The following is a 17,023-nucleotide window of genomic DNA, read 5'->3' as shown; positions in this document are numbered from 1 at the left end:
GTTCAATCTGACATGTAATATACCTAAAGATAGCTGAAGGTCAATACCGCAGTGAATGGGTCGCGAAAAGCAATACCAGACGGTGAGGCATGGTAATACCTTTACTGACAGAGAGGCAGTTGAGCCAGAGTGATAAAGAGATGATCTATAAGCTGGGTCAGATCGGCAATATCAACTGTTCCGCCTGCATCGCCATCACAGTTTGCTTCTGCTTTACAAGCCAAAGGAGTAAGGCTAATGAAGAGATGATCGATAAGGGCCGTGATATCTGCAATATCGGTAATATCAGAGGCGTCATTATCAATATTACCGGTTCGGACCTTACAGCAGGACATACTGACCGAGCCGCCAAAGACAGCCGGGGAATATAAGCCAGGTTGGGCGGTAAATTGAACGCTCCACAGAGCGACAGTGTTCAATGAAATATTATTCACTCCAGCCAAATTGAAAGGAGGCAGACGAAACCACAAGCTAAGGATTGGACCGCTTCCGGGCGCAAGGGTGGCTCCCGCTATACCTGAAATAGTGAGCACTAAACGTTTGTTCGCCGGATCGGTGAAAAGTGTGTCCACATCCATAGGAGCGGAGCGAAGACCTGTCGTCCGAATAGAATCAAGAGGAAGGGATAACGGGCCAGACCAGGTGATTGGTACTATGAGATTGCCTAAAGGAATATAGTTCTGCGCGCTTATGTCTACTTTAATCTTTTGTGAAGGCCCTCCGGTAACTTCGGCAGCATCGATCGTATCGGCATGGACGTAGATCAAATCGGGCTGTTCAGCGCTATAATTACCCGATGCCGTTGTTATAGTTACTGAAACATCGCGCAAGCCGGGCGTTTGATAGATGTGGTTCGGTGATTGATCGCTTGATCCATTTTCATCGCCAAAATCCCAATCCCAAAGTGAGACCACTTTCGCGGTCTGACCGACAAAATTTACACTGAGAGGCGCGGGACCAAAATTCGGAGACGAACTAAATGTTACACCCGAGAGCCAGGTCGCGAGCGCGTCCTGAATCCAGCAGCGCATTCTTCCCATCTGCTGGAGAGAGAAATTAGTGTAGCAAGCATCGCTTGCATATCCCATGTAGTTTCTGAAGGAACTCGGCGCCCAAGTTGCGCCATTGCATGGACTCGTACCAGCAGGATCAGAGCAGTTAAAATTAGTCGGGGTAGGGCGGGTATCGGCGCAAAGATCGCCGGTCAGATCCGTATCGGCTGCGCCCGGGCTTTCGTAGCATGCATCACACGCGTTAACCTCGCTCACACCGCGCTGGGTATGGTGCAGCCCAAGGTTATGTCCGACCTCGTGGGTCATTGTCTTACGGCCGGCTCCGAAACCGCCATTGGCTGCATCCGTGACAACACAACCGCCAGTTGTCTGAAGTGAGTTGGGCGACCAGGGAAGATAGGCGTATCCGAGGAGTCCCTGGGAGGCAAGCGAGACCACAAAGACATTGAGCTGCGAATCGGGGGAAATGGCGTAGGTATTCTTCATCGGATTATCTTCAGCGTTGGTAAGATTTCGATAGGTCGTCGAGTTGACAAAGCGCCAATCATATTCAAACTGAATCCCTGACGGCAAAAAATCCGAATTCAACTGATTCATCTGATTGGTCACATCAGCGGCTGTGGCAGCAGCATTGGTTCCATCGGTATTTCGAAAAACATGAATGTACATGCGAATGGTTAATATCGGAGGATTGACACCGGGTATATAGCCGTTTCTGGTCAGCGCATTATCGCACATGCCGTCTTGTGGGCAGGCATTCGGCGAGCGGTCGAGACGACTCATAATGGCTTCGTTCACAGCCGGAGTTCCGCACCAGTCAGTCTTAAGTGTGCCGGAGACGACTCTGTTCTGAGGCGATGCCGAGCTTACCAATAGAAATATAAGAATCGAACTGTGAATCAATTTCAGGAGAGAAGTCCTATTTACCACACCAACCATTTTGTTACGTACTCTTTCTATCGAAGCACTTTAATACAGAACGCTATCCTATTCGCCAACGTCTACTGGCAGACGGACAGCTGTGCCAGTGAGATAAAGAGATTGTCAATTAGCGCTGTCAGGTCTGAGATATCAACCAAACCGCCTCCATCGCCATCACAGTTTGCTTCTGCTTTACAAGCCAAAGGAGCAAGGCTTATGAAGAGATGATCGATCAGAGCAGTAATATCGGAAATGTCTGTTATATCAGAAGGGTCGTTGTCGACGTTGCCAGCGCGGACCTTACAGCAGGACATGCTGACAGAGCCGCCAAAGACGACTGGTGAATACGAGCCAGGTATTGCAGTAAACTGAGCGCTCCATAGAGCGACGGTACTCAGTGAGATATTATTTACTCCTGCGACATTAAAGGGAGGCAGACGGAACCACAAGCTAAGGATTGGACTTGTTCCGGGAGCAAGCGAATCTGTCCCTAAAGCGGTCATGGTCAATACTAATCGCTTGGTGGGCGGATCGGTGAAGAGTGTGTCGACATCCATAGCAGAGGAGCGAAGACCAGTAGTTCGGATCGAATCAAGAGGCAGTGCGAATGGACCTGACCACGTTATCGGAATTGTGAGCGATGTGAGTGGAAGATAATTTCTCGCAAAAATATCGACCTTAATTTTTTGTGATGGAGTTCCAAGAACATCCGCGCCGTCAACGGTATCGGCATGAATCCAAATCAATCCTTTTTCAGTATTGGTATACGGGCCCTGCGGTGTCTCAATGTTCAATAACACAGTCTGCCGTCCGGCAGTGGTGTAGGTGTGCTGAGGCGATTGAGTGTTTGAACTGTCACCATCCCCGAAAGCCCATGTCCATTGGCTCACTGTTTTAGAGGACGACCCGGTAAAGTCGACAACGAGTGGCAACGGTCCAAAAGTCGGAGCTGCCGTAACTCGGGCATTCGCTATCCATCCGGATAAGACAGTATTTGTCCAGCAGTGAATACGACCGGCCTGTTGGGGTGTGAAATTATCATAACAGTTAGCAGGTGCGTAGCCCATATAGTTGCGGAAGGGGGTTGCACCCCATGCAGTCCCGCCACAATCTGTGCCGCCAGGATTTCCGCATGAGCCTTGGTTCGTCGGAGTCGGGGGGGTATCCTCACACAAATCTCCGGTCAGATCGCCGTCGGGGGAGTTTGCCAACTCATAGCACGGCCCGCAGGATTCAGTTTCATCAACACCATGAAAAGTATGCCATAATCCAAGACAGTGGCCGATCTCATGGGAAATTGTTCCTCCGTTATCTATCGGCGGAAAGTGCACAGGGTGAAGCAGTACAATACCACCCTGCTTACCGAGAGCATCGCTATCCCAAGGAAATGTGCCGAACGAATATGAGAACTCAGGGTCAGGCACATAAATATTCAATTGTGAATCAGGACTGACGGCGTAGAGATTTTTCATCCCGAAGATTTCACCTTCGCTCAGAGAACGATAGGTGGTGGATTTGACTACCCGCATTTTATATTCAAATTGAATGCGGCGGGGAAGGAAATCCTGATTGATAAAGGTAACGGCATTGGCGACATCAGTAGCAGATGCCGTTTGCCCGCTTCCGTCACTGTTGGCAAAAACATGGAACATCAGACGGATATAAACGATAGGGCTCGTTGAGTCGGGAATAGAAAGATTACGTGTCGCGGGGTTATCACACGATCCTTGTAATATACAGGCGGCAGATTGCCGGAGGTTTGGGTTATGTTGAGCTTTTTCATCCCAGACGATCTGAGTTCCACACCAGTTTCCCGCGCGCGAAACAGATTGGTCTGAGGCGTCTTCAGCCGAACCGCTGCGTGGCACGAGCGCTATTGTTGAAGAAACTGTAAGAATTGCAAAAAACAGACGTAATTTAACGCTCATGAGCATCCTCTCCTGTATCCTTTCATGTCCAGCGCAAAAAAAGTCAATTGGCGGGAGCTGTAGAAGTGTAATCCGTGTCAAAATGAATCAAAATTAGTACCTGTTAATATAGGCTCTATTAGGCGTTTCGGCAAGGATTTTTTGCACATAAGATGCTTTCGCTTCAAAGTTTACCGGAGAAGAACGCCTTAAACCCGAACCAATAGGAAATTAATATTATGCGCAGTTTTTGCGTCCTTCGTGGTGTCTGAGGCGGAATTCGGGTTTAGGATTTCGTTCGAAAATCAATTAATACCGAGGGGCAGGTTCGAACTGCCGACCCCCTGCTCCACAGGCAGGTGCTCTAACCAGCTGAGCTACCCCGGCATTACGAGAAGCCATAAGCTATATAATTGGAGCAGTATGTCAAGAGAATTGCCGACAGGGTTTTAGAGCCTGCTTAAAAGCTCAAAACATCTAAATTAAGATTGATCTATTCACAGTCACCGCTTTTGGATTTATTGGACGGCCCCGATCCCACTGAAACATGATAGCCGCCGGTTGTGCTTCCCCGTGAAACATAGTCGATATTTACCCCGCCAAACCGCTCAAGGTATTCTTTGAGACCCGGCTCGATATAGACAGTCACACCCTTATCCTCAAGCAGCTCTAAACTTTCAACTGACTCATCCAGAGCCAGACCAAGACTCGGCCCGCCTCAGCCATGTCCTTGAAAATAGATGACGAGTTTGTTTCCCTTACCCTGAGGAGAGAGCATCACTTTCTTGAGTTCTTCGCCAGCTTTGTCGGATATTTGCAACATTAGTATCCCTTCATCGAAGCACAGTCCAATCGGAAGGTAATATAGCGAACACTCCCGATAATCGATTAAAAATAAACGGAGGCGGGATTAGTTAAGGACAGTCTGTCGTTGAAGCCAAACTAATAAACAGATGGTCGATTAGGGCCGTCAGGTCCGAAATGTCGACCGCTCCTGTTCCATCGGTGTTGGCTTCGTTCGGACAACACAACGGAGAGAGGGAAATGAAGAGATTGTCAATTAATGCGGTCAGATCGGATATATCGGCGACATCTCCAAGATCACAGTCGACATTGCCTGTCGCGGCAAGACAACAAGGCGTGATAAAATCTTTCAAAAACCAAGCGCCAGTATATGGTGAGGTTTTGAAAAACTCTTCAAGCATCGAAGCAACTTTTACCCGCCCCGAGTCTGAAGGATGTGTCCCATCAGAAACGAGATCCGAACAAAGCCACGTAAGTCCGTCGATCTGACGTGGTATGACCCCGTCCGCCCATAAGTACGGGCCCCAAGCGAGCCACGGTGCTTTGACCGCGCCTGAGTCACTGAGATAGTTAAGAGAATCGTTTCCTGTGAGCTGAGATTCGATGAGCCAGCGGTAAGAAAACCCGGCCTCATACGAAAAAGGTTCAGGATTGAGCGTTGTTGACGCGTAACCGGCGTAGATTCGCGATGAGACAAATACCTGAAGGATATTGGGATATTTCACCTTCAAAAGACGCACTACATCGCGAAGATTATCCCTTAAAGAGATTGCATGCCCAGGGAAGGGATTAGTGGGCCCTGCATTCGCCTCCTTAAGCCAGACAGCTCGCACCTGTTTTGATGATAGGCCTTGAGTGGTGAGTCTGTTATTAATGACGGTCCAGAATGCAGCCGTGTCATAAACAATTTTAGCTGCGGTCTGACCGCCCTGTGCGCCGTCAACAATGCGAAGTTGCGGATGTCGCGTTGTATCCCCCTGCATGTCCAGGACAAAACGGCTGAATTCCTGGGTTGTATTCGACATGCCGACTGAAAGCAGAACCCATGATCCATTGACCGTATCTGGCAGACCTGAGGTATTGAGCGGAACAAAACTTTGTGCGAGCGATATGCCATTATTATGATGCCAAATTGGCGGCTGGTTGATTCCCCCCGGGTATAGCCCACCAGGCTGTCCTTTGTAAGTTCCGGTAAGCTCGGTAAGCGGAATGAAACCTTTTGATGTGCTGTCGCAGTTTGCGGCGTGTGAGAATGACCCGCCCACACAGATGATTGTGACTAAGATACTTTGGATAGCTCCGCTCAACATAACGCCTCCTGTCATCGACATCAAAAAGATTGGCCAGCCTGAGTTGCCATGAGTCTTCTTAAGATAGGACAAAAGACGGCGGATGCAAGAAAATTGTGGGAGCCATAACTAAACTCCGCACAGATTACCGCACCCGACCCTCATATCAAAACGATGACGGCTGACCGAGATGTGTTGTACGGGCATGACTCAGACCTGCCACCAATACCGCAGGAAACGTCCACAGAACAATATAAAAGAGACGCCATTTCCATTTGGACGATCTGGCCGATTGTGCGTCAGGTCCTGTCATTCTCACAGTTCATTACAGACCGGCAATGGATTAGTCGTGATGAAAAGAAAATCTATGAGAGCCGTGAGGTCGCTGATATCAACTATACGATCCAAACTCCCATCCATATTCGCCTCTTCAAGACAACAGGGGTCGGTAAGTGAGATAAAAAGATGATCCATAAGCGCTGTCAGGTCGGCTACGTCGACAACATCCTGCCCATCACAGTCGACATTGTCCGCAAAGCCAGTACAACATCCGGCGGGTTTCACCTGCCACGATTTCGTGTAAATGTAATCGCCTGAGTTTATAGAATCACCGTTGGCGGCGTTACCCGCAGCGTAAAATGTAATTATTCCCGCTGGAGTTGAAGGGGCGACCCATTTCATAGTCCAGCTAAACGAGGTGTCGCTTTTCCCAATATCAGTACCGTGGAATGTTTGCTTGAGGTACTGCCTTCCATTATTTGAAACGGATTTTTGGGTCCTGATCGTATCGGTTGCCAGAAGTGTTCCGATGGGCCTTCCCAATGAATCAAGCACAGTCATTTCAAAACCCCATCTCTGCTGGCCGCTGTGCGCAACGGTGAGATCGATATCCAATGTATCGCCTGCACGGTATCTCGGGGATGAGACAAAAAAAATACCGCCAGTCCCGGTGTTGAGATTGCCGTGGCACAGTCCTATTCCGCAACTGCTTTCACCGGGCGCACCGGTAAGGCCGTTGGGAGGATTTGCCGCTGTTGCGTAGAGAAGGCCCGAGACCGCAAGGGACACGCATACAAGAGCTATCAGCGTTTTAGCTATGATTCTTGAACTAAACATCTTCTGTGCAAAACTTCAATGCAGGAGTGTCAATAGAAACGTCATACCTATCCAGAACAGTATACCTGAATTCAGCAATTCGTCAAGACCGAGATTTGGCGAATCCTCTTAAATTTTGCTTGTCGTCACCTTATCAGAGCTTCAATAAAAAACCGCAGGCCATTTGCTGAGCCTGCGGTATATCCGATAATTTAACACGAAATTCTACATACAGGTTGCTGTCGGAGCCAGCGAAATGAAAAGATGATCAATCATATTCGTCAAATCCGAAATATCGACCAGACCATCAATCGAACCGTCGGTGTTCCCTTCGGGATCACATGCCAGCGGAGTGAGCGCTATAAAGAGATGATCGATTAATGCTGTCAGGTCAGAAATATCGACAAGATCGTCGAGACTGCCATCGGTATTCCCAGTCAGGTTTATACAGCAGCTTGCCGGGCCGAAATTCTGCCAGAAGCCGCTATTGAGTTTGAAGCTTGGCGATGTGCTCGGTCCGACTGCCGTCTGTCCGACTGTGCTGCTCAGAATATAACTTGGCGATGTTCCGCGGTTTCCGCCGCTTGAAATGACCTGCCATTTTATCTGTTCGCCTGTTTGGCTCGCTGATCGGAAAATCGAAGGCGTTCCAGAACCGTTTTCTACAGCGGTCACAGGTGGGGTCGATGTGACAGGGACCAGCGCGACCGCAGTTGAAGTGCTCGAACCAGTTCGGGGCGATGACTCCACCGGCGCAACAACCGAAACAGGTTTTGGCTTGGATGTTGATTTCTTGGTGTCTGCTCCATTGACTGTACCTACGAACAGTAAGGCGCAACATCCAAGCAACAGTGTTTTTATAATACTTTTTCTCATAGGTTCAATTCCCTTATCCTGAAAAGTCTGAATTATACTTTATAAATATGCCTTTTTGGGCTTTCGTCAACAAATTTATTCGCACAACCTTTCACAAATATCAACTTACTGCTTGGGACTCGTAGTCTGCGCTTGTTGGTCACGCATTGCCTTCATTTCGGCTTCGAGTTTCGCCATGCGCTCCCCTATCTCAGCCCGTTGTGCGGCAAGTTCGGCTTCAACTCGCGCGTTGTGTTCCTCGACAGTAATGACTTTACGGTCGAGAGATACGAGCGAAGGATTCGCGGCATCGCCGGGTACAGGGGAGATCGCGGGTATGGTCAGATCAACTGTCCCGTAGGCGGTCGGGAAATACTTTGCGCGAATCCAGCGTATATTAACAGACGGGGTACCAAGACCCGAGGACTTTCGGGCGTTGTAGTAGTATCGATGCGTCCCCGCCCCTTCTGAAAAGAGGCGTGCACATGAAATCGGTTCAATGGACCCGTCCGTCGGCGAAGCACTCCCTACGCGATGGACACTTGAACCCGGAATGCCAAAGGCGGCGTTGCTGGCTGTTTTATCTACTGTGAAATATACTTCTGTGTATGTTCCGATGACGTGACTAAGGACTACGTAGCCGCCCGCCGTGACCTCCACATACCCCGCTGCTGGGATAGTGATATCCACTGAGTCAAGCGTGTACGAACTGATCGCGGCAAAGGGGAAAGAGAAACTCGTCACTGTATTAGCTACACCCGGCTCATCAAACATTTCCCCTGCGCTTATCGAGCTTGATGGCAGAAGAACGGCTCCATTCCCAGTTAATCCAGCATCAATTGAGGCAGAGACTGTTCCAGCGGAATTTCTCATAGTGAGAGTCGAAGCTGTTGATGTAGTACCTCCGGAAAATCGCATCCCGGGACTCCCGGTTTCTTTATTGAGCTCAAGCAATCCGCCGCCGTCCAAGTTTGCCGAAAGATAGGCAGTGGTATTGTTGCCGGATAAATCGTTCAATATGAGTTCTCCCCAAGTCGAACCCCAAATGCGGAATTGCTCCAATCCGTCGGAGCCATATCCGACGCAAAATTGAATCCCGGGATTTATTTCCATCCACGGCTGAGCAGAAAATTGCCACTGGCTACTTGCATCCAGATGGCTGGTGTTTCCTGTCATTGCCCCGCCAGACAAGGGCAGATAGTCTGGTGCGAATATTGCCGTTCCAGCTTCGATGGCTGAATACGCCGATGAAGCAGTCCAGGCATACGGAACAGAAGTTAACTTACTACAGGGGGAAATCTCCGGATCAGCGCCGACCGTTATCCCTAACCATCGACTGGAATCGAGAAAATCGGTTGGGTCGATAGGAGCCATGGGAGTTTGGCCAAGCGCGACAGTGAAGAGGCCACTTGTTGTAGTCACACTCACGGCTCCGCTGTTCCATATCAGATTTGCTGGGGCCGAGGCAACCGCATCGTTCCAGACTCTAAACGTGACGGTTTGAGGACCATTGGGGACAACTATCCCGCCGGCATCGGTCAATCTACCCTGGTAATTGACAAGGTGCGGAGTCGAAGGAGTCACAGCAAAAGCTGTGTTCAGAATTACTCCATTTAACAATACTGCGCAGAGCAGTCCCGTCAGCGTTTTGCTTATCCCTTTGGGGATGTGGACATTAGAGAGAGTCATCGGTTTCCTCCTGTGTTTTGTGGATGCAAAAAACGTGTAGATTCGATGGTAATTACGATTTCAATTTCCTTTACGTGCGCTGTAACTCATCGGGATGGGCAATTATGAGATCAATATTATGCCACAGGCCGACCAATTGCTATTTAAGCGTGTCCAAGAAGTCTGTGGAACCAATATACAAACAAAGGCCGGATTGACAAGATAATTTTTGAAATGTGCTTTGTTGGACACGTTTGTTTAGCTCCGTCACACGCCGAAGCGGGGAATTGGCAATAAAATAAATATTAAGAGATGACTTGACACGGGTGCGCGGCTGATATATTATCGAATCCCAGCCAAGTTAAAGGATTTAGTTGGTTGGAACATTTAGAGTGTGAACCTGTTGTAAATACGCTTACTAAAGGCGGAAAACAGCGGGTAAAAGCAGGGATATAAAAAAAAGTTAGTAAGTCTAAAAAAAGTTCTTGACATCAAAGTAGTCAGTTAGATATACTGCAAATCTGCCCAGCAGAAATGCTTGGCACTTTTTTTCGATAACGGTTCTTTGAAAACTAAATAGCCACGTGATAAGACAGAAACAATAGATTCTGTCCGCAAGACGCGGGTCTATAGATTCTTTGGAATCTTGAGATCATTTTTGATAGATAAATCAGAACGATGCGTACGTTTGTACGTGTCATGGATCACGAATGTAAATATTTAATATTTTACGGAGAGTTTGATCCTGGCTCAGAACGAACGCTGGCGGCGTGCTTAATACATGCAAGTCGAACGAGAAAATCCGGCTTCGGTTGGGTGAGTAAAGTGGCGACCGGGTGAGTAACACGTGGACAATCTTCCTTTAAGCCCGGGATAATCCCTCGAAAGGGGGTCTAATACCGGATAACATTACGAAGCGGCATCGCTTTGTATTCAAAGGCGGGGCAACCTGTCACTTATAGATGAGTCCGCGGTTCATTAGCTTGTTGGCGGGGTAATGGCCCACCAAGGCTACGATGAATAGCCGGCCTGAGAGGGTGAACGGCCACACTGGGACTGAGATACGGCCCAGACTCCTACGGGAGGCAGCAGTAGGGAATATTGCGCAATGGACGAAAGTCTGACGCAGCAACGCCGCGTGAGTGATGAAGCATCTTGGTGTGTAAAACTCTGTCAGTGGGGAAGAAACGTAGAGGTAGTAACTGCCCTCTGCCTGACGGTACCCACAGAGGAAGTCCCGGCTAACTCCGTGCCAGCAGCCGCGGTAATACGGGGGGGACGAGCGTTGTTCGGATTTATTGGGCGTAAAGGGCGCGTAGGTGGGCTTTCAAGTCGGTTGTGAAAACCCCGGGCTTAACCCGGGGCCTGCACTCGATACTGTTAGTCTTGAGTACGGTAGAGGAGAGTGGAATTCCAGGTGTAGCGGTGAAATGCGTAGATATCTGGAAGAACACCAGTAGCGAAGGCGGCTCTCTGGAACGATACTGACACTAAAGCGCGAAGGCTTGGGTAGCAAACAGGATTAGATACCCTGGTAGTCCAAGCGGTAAACGATGGGTACTAGATGTCGGGGGTATCGACCCCCCCGGTGTCGCAGCTAACGCATTAAGTACCCCGCCTGGGGAGTACGATCGCAAGATTGAAACTCAAAGGAATTGACGGGGGCCCGCACAAGCGGTGGAGTATGTGGTTTAATTCGAAGCAACGCGCAGAACCTTACCTGGGTTTGACATGCTTGAGACCGTCGGTGAAAGTCGACTTCCTCTTCGGAGGCTCTTGCACAGGTGCTGCATGGCTGTCGTCAGCTCGTGCCGTGAGGTGTTGGGTTAAGTCCCGCAACGAGCGCAACCCTTGTTCATAGTTGCCATCAGGTTATGCTGGGAACTCTATGAAGACTGCCGGTGACAAGCCGGAGGAAGGTGGGGATGACGTCAAGTCCTCATGGCCCTTACATCCAGGGCTACACACGTACTACAATGGCCGGTACAGAAGGTTGCAAGACCGCAAGGTGGAGCTAATCCCCAAAACCGGCCTCAGTTCGGATTGGAGTCTGCAACTCGACTCCATGAAGTTGGAATCGCTAGTAATCGCTGATCAGCAGGTAGCGGTGAATACGTTCCCGGGCCTTGTACACACCGCCCGTCAAGCCACGGAAGTTGGGAGCACCCGAAGTCGTTTGCCTAACCGCAAGGAAGGCGACGCCTAAGGTGATACCGACGACTGGGGCTAAGTCGTAACAAGGTAGCCGTAGCGGAAGCTGTGGCTGGATCACCTCCTTTCTAAGGAGTACGGTGTGCGTCCCGATCGTTACGGTCGAGGACACATCTAGGTCGAGCGTCTCGGGCAGGAACATTGTTTCGTCTTTCCGTGGCTGTTTATTATAAATTTTCGCTTATAGGCGAACGTTTCTAAATTAACTCTCGGGCCTATAGCTCAGTTGGTTAGAGCGCGCGCCTGATAAGCGCGAGGTCAGTGGTTCAACTCCACTTAGGCCCAGTAAGATTTCGGGGATGTAGCTCAGTTGGGAGAGCGGCGGCTTTGCAAGCCGTAGGTCACCGGTTCGATCCCGGTCATCTCCAGATGAAGTACTTGGTTTGTTGTAGAGATACAGCTGGCCCTCTCACAGAGAATGTGGGAAACAAATTTTTAGTCAGTCAGCAATGATTGACCGGTTTCGGAAACGAGACCAACGGTTCTTTGACAACTTCATATCGTATAGTAAAGATGCGTAACGAGTATCTTCCAATAGGCTGCGCAGTGAATGCGCACCAATTTTATATAATGTATGCTCTTAGGTGAATTAATATCGATTAAGCTACTAAGGGCAAACGGTGGATGCCTTGGCACAGAGAGGCGATGAAGGACGTGGTAAGCTGCGATAAGCTCCGTTTAGCCGCAAACAGGCTTCGAGACGGAGATTTCCGAATGGGGCAACCCGACCGGGGTCACACCCGGCCATTGTACGATGAATACATAGTCGTCCAAAGCGAACGCGGAGAACTGAAACATCTAAGTAACCGCAGGAACAAAAGACAAAAGTGATTCCCTCAGTAGCGGCGAGCGAAGCGGGAAGAGCCTAAACCGGCCGACACGTTAAAGCCTGATAGCGTTGTGTCGCCGGGGTCGTGGGAGCCATCGATCTGGTATCTGACAGATCAAGAAGTTACAAAACTCATATATAGGAGAACGGCCTGGAAAAGCCGACCGGAGAAGGTGAAAGTCCTGTAACTGAAATGTATGAGACTTCTTTGGATTTCCCAAGTAGGGCGGGACACGTGGAATCCTGTTCGAATCCGCCGGGACCATCCGGCAAGGCTAAATACTACTCTGTGACCGATAGTGAACTAGTACCGTGAGGGAAAGGCGAAAAGTACCCCTAATGGGGAGTGAAATAGTACCTGAAACCGTTTGCCTACAAGCGGTCGGAGGAAAGGCGACTCTTCGGAGTTTCCGGACTGACGGCGTGCCTATTGAATAATGACCCGGCGAGTTACTTCTCAGTCGCAAGGTTAAGCGAACATCTCGCGTAGCCGTAGCGAAAGCGAGTCTGAATAGGGCGATTCAGTGGCTGGGAGTAGACCCGAAACCATGTGATCTATGCATGACCAGGATGAAAGTTCGGTAAAACGAGCTGGAGGTCCGAACCCACCGGCGTTGAAAAGCTGGGGGATGAGTTGTGCATAGGGGTGAAAGGCCAATCAAACTTGGAAATAGCTGGTTCTCCTCGAAATAACTTTAGGGCTAGCCTCGGAATATAGTATCGCGGAGGTAGAGCACTGAATGGGCTAGGGGTCCTAAAGATTACCAAACCCAATCAAACTCCGAATGCCGTGATATGTTCTCCGGGAGTCAGGCAGTGTGGGATAAGCTTCATTGCCGAGAGGGAAACAACCCAGACCATCAGCTAAGGTCCCAAAATCATACTAAGTGGTAAAGGATGTGGAATTACTTAAACAGCTAGGATGTTGGCTTAGAAGCAGCCATCATTTAAAGAGTTCGTAACAGATCACTAGTCTAGTGACTCCGCGCCGATAATTAAAGGGACTATGTATGATACCGAAGCTATGGGTTTGCACTTTGTGCAAGCGGTAGAGGAGCATTGTGTGTTAGATTGAAGGTTTGCCGTCAGGCAGGCTGGACCGCACACAAGAGATTATGTCGGGACGAGTAGCGATAAAGCAAGATACAAACTTGCTCACCGTAAGCCTAAGATTTCCTGGGCAAGGTTAAACCTCCCAGGGTCAGTCGGATCCTAAGGCGAGGCCGAAAGGCGTAGTCGATGGTAACCAGGTTAATATTCCTGGACTTGTGAAGAGGCGTTTTAAGCTATGGGGTAACGCAGAAGTGAAGGTTAGCCGGGCGATGGTTGTCCCGGTCCAAGGTGGTAGGTGGGGAGCGCAGGCAAATCCACGCTCCTAACACCGAGAGCCGAGTGGGTGGTCGCAAGACCTGAACTAACCATAATCATGCTGCCAAGAAAAGCCTCTATGCTAGTTGCTTCGCAATCCGTATCGCAATCCGCCACAGGTAGGCGAGGAGAATATCCTAAGGTGCTCGGGATAACTCATGTTAAGGAACTAGGCAAATTAACTCCGTAACTTCGGGAGAAGGAGTGCCATGAGTAGGTGACATAACAATTGAAGCCGAAAATGGCCGCAGAGAAATGGCCGCGGTGACTGTTTACTAAAAACACATGTCTCTGCCAAGTCTAACAAGACGACGTATAGGGACTGATACCTGCCCGGTGCTGGAAGGTTAAAAGGAGATGTCAGCCGCAAGGCGAAGCATTGAATTGAAGCCCCAGTAAACGGCGGCCGTAACTATAACGGTCCTAAGGTAGCGAAATTCCTTGTCGGGTAAATTCCGACCTGCACGAATGGTATAACTATTGCGGCACTGTCTCAACATGGGCCCCGGTGAAACTGTAGCAGCGGTGAAGATGCCGTTTACCCGTATCGGGACGGAAAGACCCCGTGAACCTTTACTATAACCTGACATTGGTGTTCGGTGCCGTGTGTGTAGCATAGGTGGGAGACGTTGAAGCTGGTCCGCTAGGATCGGTGGAGTCACCGGTGAAATACCACCCTCATGTTATTGAATATCTAACCTTGGAATCATTAGCAGGTTCAGGAACAGTGTCAGGCGGGTAGTTTAACTGGGGCGGTTGCCTCCAAAAAAGTAACGGAGGCGCGCAAAGGTTCCCTCAGGCCGGGTGGTAATCGGCTGTAGAGCGTAATGGTATAAGGGAGCTTAACTGCGAGACTTACAAGTCGAGCAGATGCGAAAGCAGGTCATAGTGATCCGGCGGTAGTGTATGGAAATGCCGTCGCTCAACGGATAAAAGGTACTCCGGGGATAACAGGCTTATCTCCTCCGAGAGTTCATATCGACGAGGGGGTTTGGCACCTCGATGTCGGCTCATCACATCCTGGGGCTGGAGAAGGTCCCAAGGGTTTGGCTGTTCGCCAATTAAAGTGGTACGTGAGCTGGGTTTAGAACGTCGCAAGACAGTTCGGTCCCTATCTGATACGGGCGCAGGAAACTTGAAGAGATTTGACCTTAGTACGAGAGGACCGGGTTGAACCAACCGCCGGTGCACCTATTGTCACGCCAGTGGCATCGTAGGGTAGCTGCGTTGGGAAGGGATAAGTGCTGAAAGCATCTAAGTACCAAGCCCACTCTAAGATTAGGTTTCCCTTGGCGCAAGCCTCTAAAGACCCCTGGAAGATGACCAGGTAGATAGGTCACAGATGTACGCACAGTAATGTGTTCAGTCGAGTGATACTAATCGGTCGTGAGGCTTAATCGTAAAATTTACCTACGAGTGTATCTTAACCAATTGTCTGCGCTCCTGCGCAACCTATTGGGCGATACGTTACGCCTTTACAAATACGGTATGAAAATATTCTCGGTGGCAATAGCGATCGGGTCACACCTGTTCCCATCCCGAACACAGAAGTTAAGCCGATCAACGTCGATGGTACTGCGTGGGAGACTGCGTGGGAGAGTAGAAAGCTGCCGGGGTAATTGTAAAACCCCTCTTGCGGATAAGCGAGAGGGGTTTATTTATTTGTGATTGTCAAATAGCTTTAAAAATCTCTTATTGCTAATCAAAACTAGGTAGGTGATCTATTAGAAGATATCCATTGAACGAAATCAAACCGCATCTTATAGCGAATTCCGATACCAAGATCAGAAGCCGCCCCTTAATTGATCGTCGATTCGATAGCGCAGTGAATATCGGACAATTAGTAACAAACTTCTTAATGGTACTTGTAACGAGTTGGTTCTCTTACATCTCAATAGATGTCTACAATAAGAACAACGACTTACATAAGCAGTCTCGCAGGCTTCAAATTCAACCCATCCTAGAGTTTGTCGAAGCGCAGCCGAATAGTGACAAGACTTGGATATCTCTTAGAATCAAAAATATCGGCGCCGGCCCTGCCTTAGACATACGTCTCATCATTCACCAAGACACCATATTAAGCGACATCGCTTATTTTTGTTTTCCACTTGGTGTCAATAAAGACACCGCTCTTCTCAGAAAAAGAAGGGCATCTGACGCAGTTCAGAGAATCGGTGACTATGATGTTCAAGACCATATTGACTCAAGAGAAGAGGTTATATTCGAGTTCATGCAAAATCCCACATCCGAGGCTTTCGGTGTCTTTGGTTCAAAGTATAGTTTTTTCTTTTCGTATTTTGATAGTGATGGCAATGAATATCTCCGAATATTTAATGAGAGCTCTAGTTCACCAGTTTTTCCCATTATTATTATTCCAAAGAAAGGCTTTTTTCAGGATAGTTTAAGAGACCTAGCTAGAAATATACCTCAAGGCGGTGCAGGAACATTGGAAAATATATCGATACGCGGACCTCACGGATGGTTTCAAGACATAGATTCACTTTATTTGGAAGAATCGAACATGGAATCATTGAAAGATTCAGCCAAACAATTTTAACTCTACAAACGCTTTAGATGATGTCTCATTTATTAATCTCCAGAAACGGAGTAAGGCGGCTGGGCTTCTTCAATCACGGTCGCCGGTGTTCCGCACGAAGAACCATGACGATGATATTCAGATCAAATCAAAGGCAATCCAACTGCTATGTAAGTTTCTCCAAGACAAACTGAGGTGTCAGCCAAGAATGTGAACCACCCGAACTCGGAACTCCCCTCCAAGACTTCTCGCGTCCCGCCACGGCGGACCTGAGAACCTCGTGCACCAGCTTTTCTTTGCTTACACAAATACCCCTCGGCGCGCGACAGCCTGTCTCACCACAGCGGGCAGGCGTGGCGGGCCACGCGAAGATGTTCATGGATGGCGCTGAGGGGACGTCAGTCCGCCCAGGCGGACTGACCTACGGGGCATCAAGGTAGTAGGTCAGGATCCTCGTGATCCTGACTCTTACTTCTTTCACATTGTAATCGCATGTCAAATTGTTTCGTGGCTGGTGTACGTCCCGC

8 protein-coding genes, 3 tRNA genes and 3 rRNA genes are annotated in these 17,023 nt (G+C 49.2%); 6 read left to right on the top strand and 8 right to left on the bottom strand.

What is annotated here, in order from left to right; all coding sequences use genetic code 11:
• Nucleotides 1-101: 101 nt before the first annotated feature.
• The 8 genes from SGI97_01760 to SGI97_01725 all read right to left on the bottom strand — a co-directional run bounded on the left by SGI97_01760 (nt 102) and on the right by SGI97_01725 (nt 9,573).
• Nucleotides 102-1,952 carry a PKD domain-containing protein gene (locus tag SGI97_01760; GenBank protein MDZ4722622.1) on the bottom strand — a complete coding sequence of 617 codons (1,851 nt, stop codon included), beginning with the start codon at nt 1,950-1,952 and terminating at the stop codon, nt 102-104.
• Between the two features lie 62 nt (nt 1,953-2,014).
• Complete coding sequence (locus SGI97_01755; protein ID MDZ4722621.1) at nt 2,015-3,862, bottom strand: PKD domain-containing protein; 1,848 nt, start codon at nt 3,860-3,862, stop codon at nt 2,015-2,017.
• 292 nt (nt 3,863-4,154) lie between these two features.
• Nucleotides 4,155-4,228: transfer RNA gene (locus tag SGI97_01750), tRNA-His, on the bottom strand.
• Between the two features lie 106 nt (nt 4,229-4,334).
• Nucleotides 4,335-4,490 (bottom strand): hypothetical protein, encoded by a 156-nt coding sequence (locus SGI97_01745; GenBank protein ID MDZ4722620.1) that lies wholly within the window; start codon nt 4,488-4,490, stop codon nt 4,335-4,337.
• A gap of 265 nt (nt 4,491-4,755) precedes the next feature.
• Nucleotides 4,756-5,955, bottom strand: coding sequence for a hypothetical protein (locus SGI97_01740; protein ID MDZ4722619.1), 1,200 nt, complete (start codon nt 5,953-5,955; stop codon nt 4,756-4,758).
• 294 nt (nt 5,956-6,249) lie between these two features.
• Entirely contained in the window at nt 6,250-7,050 is an 801-nt protein-coding gene (locus tag SGI97_01735; protein MDZ4722618.1) for a choice-of-anchor V domain-containing protein, read from the bottom strand.
• A gap of 204 nt (nt 7,051-7,254) precedes the next feature.
• Complete coding sequence (locus SGI97_01730; GenBank protein MDZ4722617.1) at nt 7,255-7,905, bottom strand: hypothetical protein; 651 nt, start codon at nt 7,903-7,905, stop codon at nt 7,255-7,257.
• A 105-nt stretch (nt 7,906-8,010) separates the two neighbouring features.
• Nucleotides 8,011-9,573, bottom strand: a complete 1,563-nt coding sequence (locus SGI97_01725) for a hypothetical protein (GenBank protein MDZ4722616.1) — start codon at nt 9,571-9,573, stop codon at nt 8,011-8,013.
• A gap of 706 nt (nt 9,574-10,279) precedes the next feature.
• On the opposite strand from SGI97_01725, the gene SGI97_01720 reads away from it, so the two are divergent.
• The 6 genes from SGI97_01720 to SGI97_01695 all read left to right on the top strand — a co-directional run bounded on the left by SGI97_01720 (nt 10,280) and on the right by SGI97_01695 (nt 16,517).
• A 16S ribosomal RNA gene (locus SGI97_01720) occupies nt 10,280-11,831 on the top strand.
• 143 nt (nt 11,832-11,974) lie between these two features.
• Nucleotides 11,975-12,048, top strand: a tRNA-Ile gene (locus SGI97_01715).
• 10 nt (nt 12,049-12,058) lie between these two features.
• A tRNA-Ala gene (locus SGI97_01710) sits at nt 12,059-12,131 on the top strand.
• Between the two features lie 229 nt (nt 12,132-12,360).
• Nucleotides 12,361-15,361: ribosomal RNA gene (locus tag SGI97_01705) — 23S ribosomal RNA — on the top strand.
• 98 nt (nt 15,362-15,459) lie between these two features.
• Nucleotides 15,460-15,576 (top strand): 5S ribosomal RNA (gene rrf, locus SGI97_01700).
• The 16S, 23S and 5S rRNA genes sit together here with 2 tRNA genes alongside, the layout of an rRNA operon.
• 122 nt (nt 15,577-15,698) lie before the next feature.
• Complete coding sequence (locus SGI97_01695) at nt 15,699-16,517, top strand: hypothetical protein (protein MDZ4722615.1); 819 nt, start codon at nt 15,699-15,701, stop codon at nt 16,515-16,517.
• The last annotated feature ends 506 nt before the right edge of the window (nt 16,518-17,023 follow it).

The sequence above is a fragment of the Candidatus Zixiibacteriota bacterium genome (genome assembly GCA_034439475.1).
In the GTDB taxonomy this organism is placed as follows: domain Bacteria; phylum Zixibacteria; class MSB-5A5; order GN15; family FEB-12; genus JAWXAN01.
Note: the sequence above shows the minus strand (reverse complement) of the source record. Positions and strands in the feature narration are given on the sequence as shown.